Source organism: Herminiimonas sp. (assembly GCF_030645555.1).
Taxonomy (GTDB): domain Bacteria; phylum Pseudomonadota; class Gammaproteobacteria; order Burkholderiales; family Burkholderiaceae_D; genus Oxalicibacterium.
This window is the reverse complement of sequence record NZ_JAUSME010000262.1, coordinates 1-7,803: the sequence shown is the minus strand read 5'-3', so window position 1 is coordinate 7,803 and position 7,803 is coordinate 1. Positions and strand designations below refer to the sequence as shown.

Sequence of the window (7,803 nt, the reverse complement as noted above, 5' to 3'; positions counted from 1 at the left end):
TGGGCGGCTCCATCATGAGCCTGCCGGTCGTCGTTGCCTGCTTCGAGTTTGAATTCATGGGCGGTTCCATGGGCTCAGTGGTTGGCGAGCGCTTCGTGCGCGGTGCGCAAACTGCGCTGGAGCAAAAGGTGCCATTCATCTGCATCACTGCCACCGGCGGTGCGCGCATGCAGGAAGGCTTGCTGTCGCTGATGCAGATGGCGAAAACCACGTCCATGCTGACCAAACTGTCTGAAAAGAAATTGCCTTTCATCTCGGTATTGACCGATCCGACCATGGGCGGCGTCTCCGCATCGTTCGCCTTCATGGGCGATGTCGTGATCGCCGAACCCAAGGCCTTGATCGGCTTTGCCGGCCCGCGCGTGATTGAAAACACCGTGCGCGAAAAATTGCCGGAAGGTTTCCAGCGCGCCGAATTCCTCGTGCAAAAAGGCGCAGTCGACATGATTGTCGATCGCCGCAAAATGCGCGAAGAAATCGCCCGCCTGCTGGCATTGCTGCAAAACCAGGCGGTGGAAGTTCTCGCTTAACAGCACAGCCTGTTCATACAAGCCCGAACCGTACAAGGTTCGGGCTTTTTATTTGGCGATACGCCGCCACATACTGTTACTCACCACGATGAATTCGCATGGAAAATCATCCCACGACCTTAGCTGACTGGCTCGCCCGCCTTGAAACGATGCATCCGAAAGCCATCGACATGGGGCTCGACAGGGTGCGTCAGGTCAAGGATGCGATGGCGCTCGAATTTGCCTGCCCGGTCATCATCGTGGGCGGCACCAATGGCAAGGGTTCTACCTGCGCGATGCTGGAAGCCATCCTGCTGCGCGCCGGTTATCGGGTCGGCCTCTATACGTCGCCGCATCTATTGCATTTCAATGAGCGCATGCGCATCAATGGGCAATCTGCCAGCGATGCCGAACTGGTCGCTGCCTTCGACAAGCTCGATGCTCTGCGTGCAGATGTATCGTTATCGTATTTCGAATTCACCACGCTGGCGGCGATGCAGCTGTTTGCCGACGCCAAACTCGATGCAGTGATTTTTGAAGTGGGCCTGGGCGGGCGCCTGGATGCAGTCAATGTACTCGACGCCGATGTGGCGATCGTCACCAGCGTCGATATCGACCACACAGAATATCTGGGCGATACGCGCGAGAAAATCGGTTTCGAAAAAGCCGGTATTTTCCGCGCCGGCAAAACCGCGATTTGCGGCGATCCGGTGCCGCCGGCATCGCTGGTCGAACATGCAGAAAAGATAGGTGCGGATTTATGGTTGTTCAACCGCGATTTCAATTACTCGGGCGACAAGCAGCAATGGAATTTCAGTGGTCGCGGTCGCCGCCGTAATTCGCTCGCTTATCCCAGCCTGCGCGGCGCCAACCAGCTGTTGAATGCCTCTGGCGTGCTGGCGGCGCTGGAAGCCTTGCGCCTGCGCCTGCCGGTGGGGGCGCAGGAAGTGCGTACCGGTCTGGCGCTGGTCGATTTGCCGGGGCGTTTTCAAGTCTTGCCGGGCAAGCCGACGATCATACTTGATGTGGCGCACAATCCGCATGCCGCAGCCACGCTGGCGCAGAATCTCGATAATATGGGCTTTCATCCCTATACCTATGCGGTTTTCGGTGCGATGCAGGACAAGGACATAGATGGTGTCATCGCGCAGCTGCAAGGGCGCGTCGATCACTGGTGTGTGACGGACTTGCCCTTGCCGCGCGCGGCGACAGCGGCCGATATCAAGCACAAGCTGCTCGCTGCCTATGCTGGCTTGCCGCCGGTCGCCGAGACTGAACGCAGCATCCAGACCTTCGCTACGCCGGCAGATGCTTTTGCAAATGCCATGAGCCGGGCGGGCGAGAATGATAGAATTACGGTTTTCGGATCATTCCTCACCGTCGCCGGCGTGATGGAATTCCGTAACTCCGAACATCACTGACGAATTTCACACTATATCGTATGGGCTTGTTCTCGTTTCTTCGTAAAAATAAGCAGGAATCCTCGGTTGGCAATAGCGATTTTTATTCGCAGGCCGATGAAGAAAAACCCAATGCGCGCAGCAATCGCAAGCAGGGTAACAAGCGCGAAGCAGCGGTCGATCCTGTATTGCCAGAAAAGAAACGTGCGCGCCGGCGCCTGGTTGGCGCCATTGCGCTGGTATTGGCCGCTGTCATCGGTTTGCCGATGATTCTCGATTCCGAGCCCAAACCTTTGGGCGACGATATCAATATTCAAATCCCATCCAAAGAAACTTCAGCGCCAGCAGGCAAATCAGCTGTTGTGCAAAAGGCCAGTCAATCGACAGTGGCGGCGTCGCTCAATCCTGAAGAGGAAGTGCTGGAACCGGTAACGCCAAAAGCTGAAACAAAGATAGAAACAAAAGCCGAAGTAAAGGCCACCGAGCCCGAGAAAAAGTCGCAGTCACCTGTCGTGAAAGCGGACTCGCCAGAAGCCAAGGCAGCGGCAGCTAAAGCAGCATTAGCCGCTCCAGCAACAGCCAAGCCTGAGCATGCCGGTGACGCGGTCCGCGCCAAGGCGATACTGGAAGGGAAGGCAAATCCTGCCGCTGCGCCCAAGGTTTCCGGCAAGCTGGTGCTGCAAGTCGCGGCGCTGGCATCGCAGGACAAGGTCAATGAGTTGCAAAAGAAATTGCAGGGTGCAGGCCTGAAGTCGTATACGCAAAAAGTGGCGACCGAATCCGGTGAGCGCATACGCGTGCGCATAGGTCCGTTTGCCAATGCAGCCGAAGCCGAGAAGGCGCGCGCCAAGTTGGACAAGATCGGTCTGACGGCAAAACTGATACCGGCATGAAGTTGATGGATTTTAAAGAAAATCGATAGTGACGATTTTTGATTACCTGGTTTTATTTGTATTGATCTGTTCGATCGTCATCAGTACCTTGCGCGGCCTGGTCAAGGAAATTTTATCCTTGCTGAGCTGGATAGTGGCCCTGGTGGTCGCCAATGTGTATGGCGAACCGCTGGCACAGCTGCTGCCGGATATGGTGCCGGGCAATACGACGCGTCTGATCGTCGCATTCATCGCCTTGTTCATCGGTGTACGCATCCTGATGGGCTTGTTGATGATGGCGCTGGATGCTGCCATCAAGGCCAGTGGCTTGACGATGGCAGATCGCGGTCTGGGTGGTTTGTTTGGCATGGCGCGCGGTTTGGTGATCGTGCTGGCAGCCGTGCTGGTATGCGGAATGACGGCGATCCCGCAGCAGGCTTTCTGGACCGAGGCTTTGTTCAGCCCGCTGGCCGAAACGGCAGCACGTACAGTTGCACCTTTGCTGCCGGGTGATTTTGCGCAGCATATCAAATTTTGATTCGTGGCAAGTTTTGCCAGTAAGTTCTCATTCGCAGTTTTAATTTGTTCTAGTTGAGGAGTCCACCATGTGTGGCATAGTTGGCGTCGTTTCTCACAACCCTGTAAATCAATTAATTTATGATGCGTTGCTGCTGTTGCAGCACCGCGGTCAGGATGCAGCCGGTATCGCAACCGATAACGGTACTACCTTCAGCATGCACAAGGCCAATGGTCTGGTGCGGGATGTCTTCCGCACCCGCAATATGCGTTCGCTGTTCGGCAACTCCGGTGTCGGCCAGGTTCGTTATCCGACGGCTGGCTCATCCAGCGCGGAAGAAGCGCAACCCTTCTATGTCAATGCGCCATTCGGCATCATCATGGCGCATAACGGCAATCTGACGAACTGGGAACAGCTCAAGATAGAGATGTTCAAGAACGACAGACGGCATATCAACACCACGTCCGATTCGGAAGTGCTGTTGAATGTGCTGGCGCATGAAATCCAGCAGGCGACCAGCGGTTATTCGCTCGACCCGGCAGCGATTTTCAAGGCGGTAGCGATGGTGCACAAGCGGGTGCGCGGCTCGTATGCAGTGACGGCGCAGATTGCCGGTTACGGCTTGCTGGCTTTCCGCGATCCGTTCGGCATACGCCCATTGTGCATAGGCTTCAATGAAACCGAGCAGGGCACCGAGTATCTGGTCGCCAGCGAATCGGTGGCGCTGGAAGGCCTGGGATTCCGCTTCCTGCGCGATGTCTTGCCGGGTGAAGCGATTTTCATCGACATCGACGGCAAACTCTACAACCAGCAATGTGCAGAGAACCCAACGCTCAATCCCTGCGCGTTTGAGTTCGTCTATTTTGCCCGCCCGGATTCGATCATTGATGGCGCATCGGTGTATGCGACGCGCCTGAAAATGGGCGAATATCTGGCTGAAAAGGTCAAGCGCGAAATTTCACTGGGCGACATCGATGTGGTGATGCCTATCCCGGATTCCTCGCGTCCGTCGGCGATGGAACTGGCGCACAAACTCAACATCGAGTATCGCGAAGGCTTCATCAAGAACCGTTATATCGGCCGTACCTTCCTGATGCCGGGGCAGGCGATACGCAGCAAATCGGTGCGTCAAAAACTCAATGCGATCGGTTCCGAGTTCAAGGGCAAGAATGTATTGCTGGTCGATGACTCGATCGTGCGTGGCACCACCAGCCGCGAGATCGTGCAAATGGCACGCGAAGCTGGCGCAAAGAAAGTGTTCTTTGCCTCGGCTGCGCCACCGGTAAAATTCCCCAACGTGTACGGCATCGACATGCCGACGCGCGCGGAATTGATTGCTTACGGCCGCACGGATGAAGAAGTGTGCCGTGAAATTACCGCCGATGCCTTGATCTATCAGGATATCGAATCATTGAAACGCTCGATTTCAGATGTCAATCCAGCCTTGAAGAGCCTGGAAGCATCCTGTTTTGACGGCATCTATGTGACTGGCGACATTTCGCGCGATTATCTGGACCGCATAGAATTTGCACGCAACAATCCGAAGCCGGAAGTTGACGATTCTATCCGTTCGCAATTGAACTTGAATCTGGCACAGGTAGATTAATCACTTTGCTGCATAACGTGTATTGATGCCTGTTTGCGCACGCCTGTGTGCATGCAGGCATTTTTTCTTGGCCAACATGATGACTGACTCCAAAAAATACGGCTTTACCACCACCATCCTGCACAGCGACCGTCAAAAAGCGATCGAGCATGGTTCGTTGCACAAACCGATACATACTTCGGTGACCTTCGGCTATAACGATGCGCGCGAACTCGCGTCGGTATTCCAGGGCAAGCAAGCCGGTTATCGCTACGGCCGCCAGGGCAACCCTACCGTGGCCGCGCTGGAAGATAAAGTCAACAAGATGGAGGATGGCTACGCGACGATCTGCTTTGCCACCGGTATGGCGGCAATTGCGGCCGTGGTGCAAGCCTTGCTGCGTGAAGGCGATCATGTCGTCTCATCTGCTTTCCTGTTTGGCAATACCAACAGCCTGTGGCAAACCGTGGGCGGGCAGGGCGTGGACATCGCGCTGGTCGATGCAACCGATGTCCGGAATGTCGAAGCGGCGATCACGCCGGCAACCCGCATCGTCTTTGTGGAAACCATCGCCAATCCGCGCACCCAGGTTGCCGATCTGGCGCGCATAGGCAAGCTGTGCGCAGAGCGCGGTATTGTGTATATCGTCGATAACACGATGACCTCGCCTTATCTGTTCCGTCCGAAGGCGGTCGGTGCCAGCATCGTGATCAATGCCTTGACCAAATCGATAGGCGGCCATGGCAATGCACTGGGCGGCAGCCTGACCGATACCGGGCTGTACGACTGGTCGCGTTTCCCCAATATTTTTGATACCTACAAACGTTTTCCTGTTGCACAGTGGGGCATCGCGCAGATTCGCGCCAAGGCCTTGCGCGATTTTGGCGCTTCGCTCGGCCCGGAGGCTGCGCATCATCTTGCGGTCGGCTCCGAAACCATGGCCTTGCGGCTTGATCGCGAATGCGCAAATGCGCTTGCGGTGGCGCAGATGCTGGAAGCCGATGAACGCGTAGCGGCGGTTTATTACCCGGGCTTGAAATCGCATCCACAGCATGCGATTTCTACCGAACTGTTCCGCTCCTATGGCAGCCTGTTCAGCTTTGAGTTGAAGGATGGGATAGATTGCTTCGATTACCTGAATCGGCGGTAGCTGGGTGTGTCAGCCAGCAATCTCGGCGATACACGCACGCTGGTCATTCCGGTTGCGCACACTATTTTTTACGAGATGGGTCCTGAGCGTCGCGCCAGCATGGGGATAGCGGAGTCGCTGATACGAGTTTCGATCGGTATTGAAGATACGGTCGATCTGGTGGAAGATTTCCGCCAGGCGCTGGATGCAGCTTAAGCGAGCTTAAGTACGTTCAAGGCAGCAGTGTTTTAGCGGCCAGCGCATCGAGTACCTTGGTGCCAGGCTGCGGGATGAAAGTCTGCAGCCTGTGCAGCAAGCCTGCCGGGCTGGTTTCATGCATCATCAAGGTGGCTTGATTCGGCTTCAAGAAACCTTGCGTCACCAGGTTGTGCACAAAGCTGATCAAGCCATCGTAGAAGCCATCCACGTTCAATACGCCTATCGGTTTTTCATGAAAGCCGAGCTGCGACCAGGTCAGCACTTCAAACAGTTCTTCCAGCGTGCCTATGCCGCCCGGCATCGCGATGAATCCATCCGATAATTGCGCCATCATGGCCTTGCGTTCATGCATGTCCCTGACTACATGCAGATGCGTCAACTGGCTGTGTCCGACTTCCTTGTCCAGCAAGGCTTGCGGGATCACGCCGGTCGCCTCGCCACCGAGGCGCAGCACTTCATTGGCGATCACACCCATCAAGCCGACGTTGCCGCCGCCATACACCAGCGTAATATCTTGCCCCACCATTTCCCTGGCCAATGCGCGTGCCGCGTCTGCATAGACTGGTTTGATGCCGAAGGAAGAGCCGCAATAGACGCAAAGGGATTTCATGATTGATGTAGCCAAGATGGGAATTTAGTGCAAAAAAGAGGGCTCATGCATGGCATAAACCCTGGCGCGACTCATGGGAAATCCAGCAGGCGATGCGTTGGCATCGCCTGTATGTCTAGCGGGAAGTTTTTGCTGCTGTGCTGCGTGTAGTAGCTTTTTTTGCCGGCGTTTTTTTCTTGGACACCGGCTTGGCGGCAGTCTTTTTGGCGACGGCTTTCTTGGCTGGCACTACAGTTTTTGTCGCTGCTTTTTTTGCCGTTGCTTTTTTTACTGTTTTTTTTGCCGGCGATTTTTTGGCGACGGATTTGCCCGGTGAGCCGACCAAATCATCGATGCGCTTGTGCAGCGCCAGCAATTCTTTTTGCGTGGACAAGCCCAGATTGCTCAGTGAGCGCGTGACGGCTTGTTCTACCAATTGCTCGAGCTTTCCCCAGGAATCGGATGCCTGTTTGCCGACGCTGTTGCTGATCTTGATGAAGCCATCTGAAACATCGGCAGCCTTTTCTTCGGCGATCTTCCGGGTGCGCTTCTGCAAGCTGGACCCTTCCTCCGCCAGTTTGGAAAGAACCTTGCTGCCTTCTTGCTGTGTCTTCTCAAAGGCATCGAGGCCGGCTTGCCATATTTGCTGCGCCGAAGCCTGCACGGCGCCGGTTAATTGCTTGTCGCCTGACTTTGCTGTTTTTTTCAGTTTCTTGGCCATCTGACTTCTCCGTATCGGTTGAACAAAAATGTCATGTCTGGCATGCACATCCATCATGTGTAGATGCCGGAATTGCAATCAATTATAGTGGCAATAAGCTGCGCGCATGTGCATTGCTTGCGCGCGCAGTTTCACCGGCTTGCAGTGTGCGTTCAGTTTAAAGGACGGAGTGATAGCTCGTGGCGCAGAGGTCGGCAAGAGCAGCGTCTGTTTTACCTGGGCTTGCTGATCTCTATCAGCTTGGTGCCGGCGATCCGGTCAT

Annotated in this window: 7 protein-coding genes and 1 pseudogene; 6 read left to right on the top strand and 2 right to left on the bottom strand. The window is 55.3% G+C overall.

What is annotated here, in order from left to right; genetic code table 11:
• The 6 genes and pseudogenes from Q7T06_RS10235 to Q7T06_RS10210 form a co-directional block, all read left to right on the top strand.
• On the top strand, positions 1–530 hold a 530-nt coding region (locus Q7T06_RS10235; protein ID WP_304784280.1), incomplete at its 5' end, for an acetyl-CoA carboxylase carboxyltransferase subunit beta.
• Between the two features lie 98 nt (positions 531–628).
• Positions 629–1,930 carry a bifunctional tetrahydrofolate synthase/dihydrofolate synthase gene (gene folC / locus Q7T06_RS10230; protein ID WP_304784279.1) on the top strand — a complete coding sequence of 434 codons (1,302 nt, stop codon included), beginning with the start codon at positions 629–631 and terminating at the stop codon, positions 1,928–1,930.
• Between the two features lie 20 nt (positions 1,931–1,950).
• Positions 1,951–2,802, top strand: a complete 852-nt coding sequence (locus Q7T06_RS10225; protein ID WP_304784278.1) for an SPOR domain-containing protein — start codon at positions 1,951–1,953, stop codon at positions 2,800–2,802.
• 28 nt (positions 2,803–2,830) lie between these two features.
• A complete protein-coding gene (locus Q7T06_RS10220) occupies positions 2,831–3,319 on the top strand; it encodes a CvpA family protein (protein ID WP_304784277.1) in 489 nt (162 codons plus the stop codon).
• 67 nt (positions 3,320–3,386) lie between these two features.
• Positions 3,387–4,904, top strand: a complete 1,518-nt coding sequence (gene purF / locus Q7T06_RS10215) for an amidophosphoribosyltransferase (RefSeq protein ID WP_304784276.1) — start codon at positions 3,387–3,389, stop codon at positions 4,902–4,904.
• A gap of 79 nt (positions 4,905–4,983) precedes the next feature.
• Positions 4,984–6,228: pseudogene (locus tag Q7T06_RS10210) on the top strand (cystathionine gamma-synthase family protein).
• Between the two features lie 16 nt (positions 6,229–6,244).
• On the opposite strand, the gene Q7T06_RS10205 reads toward Q7T06_RS10210, so the two are convergent.
• Positions 6,245–6,841, bottom strand: a complete 597-nt coding sequence (locus Q7T06_RS10205) for a TIGR00730 family Rossman fold protein (protein ID WP_304784275.1) — start codon at positions 6,839–6,841, stop codon at positions 6,245–6,247.
• A gap of 115 nt (positions 6,842–6,956) precedes the next feature.
• Positions 6,957–7,541, bottom strand: a complete 585-nt coding sequence (locus tag Q7T06_RS10200; RefSeq protein WP_304784273.1) for a phasin family protein — start codon at positions 7,539–7,541, stop codon at positions 6,957–6,959.
• Positions 7,542–7,803 lie beyond the last annotated feature (262 nt).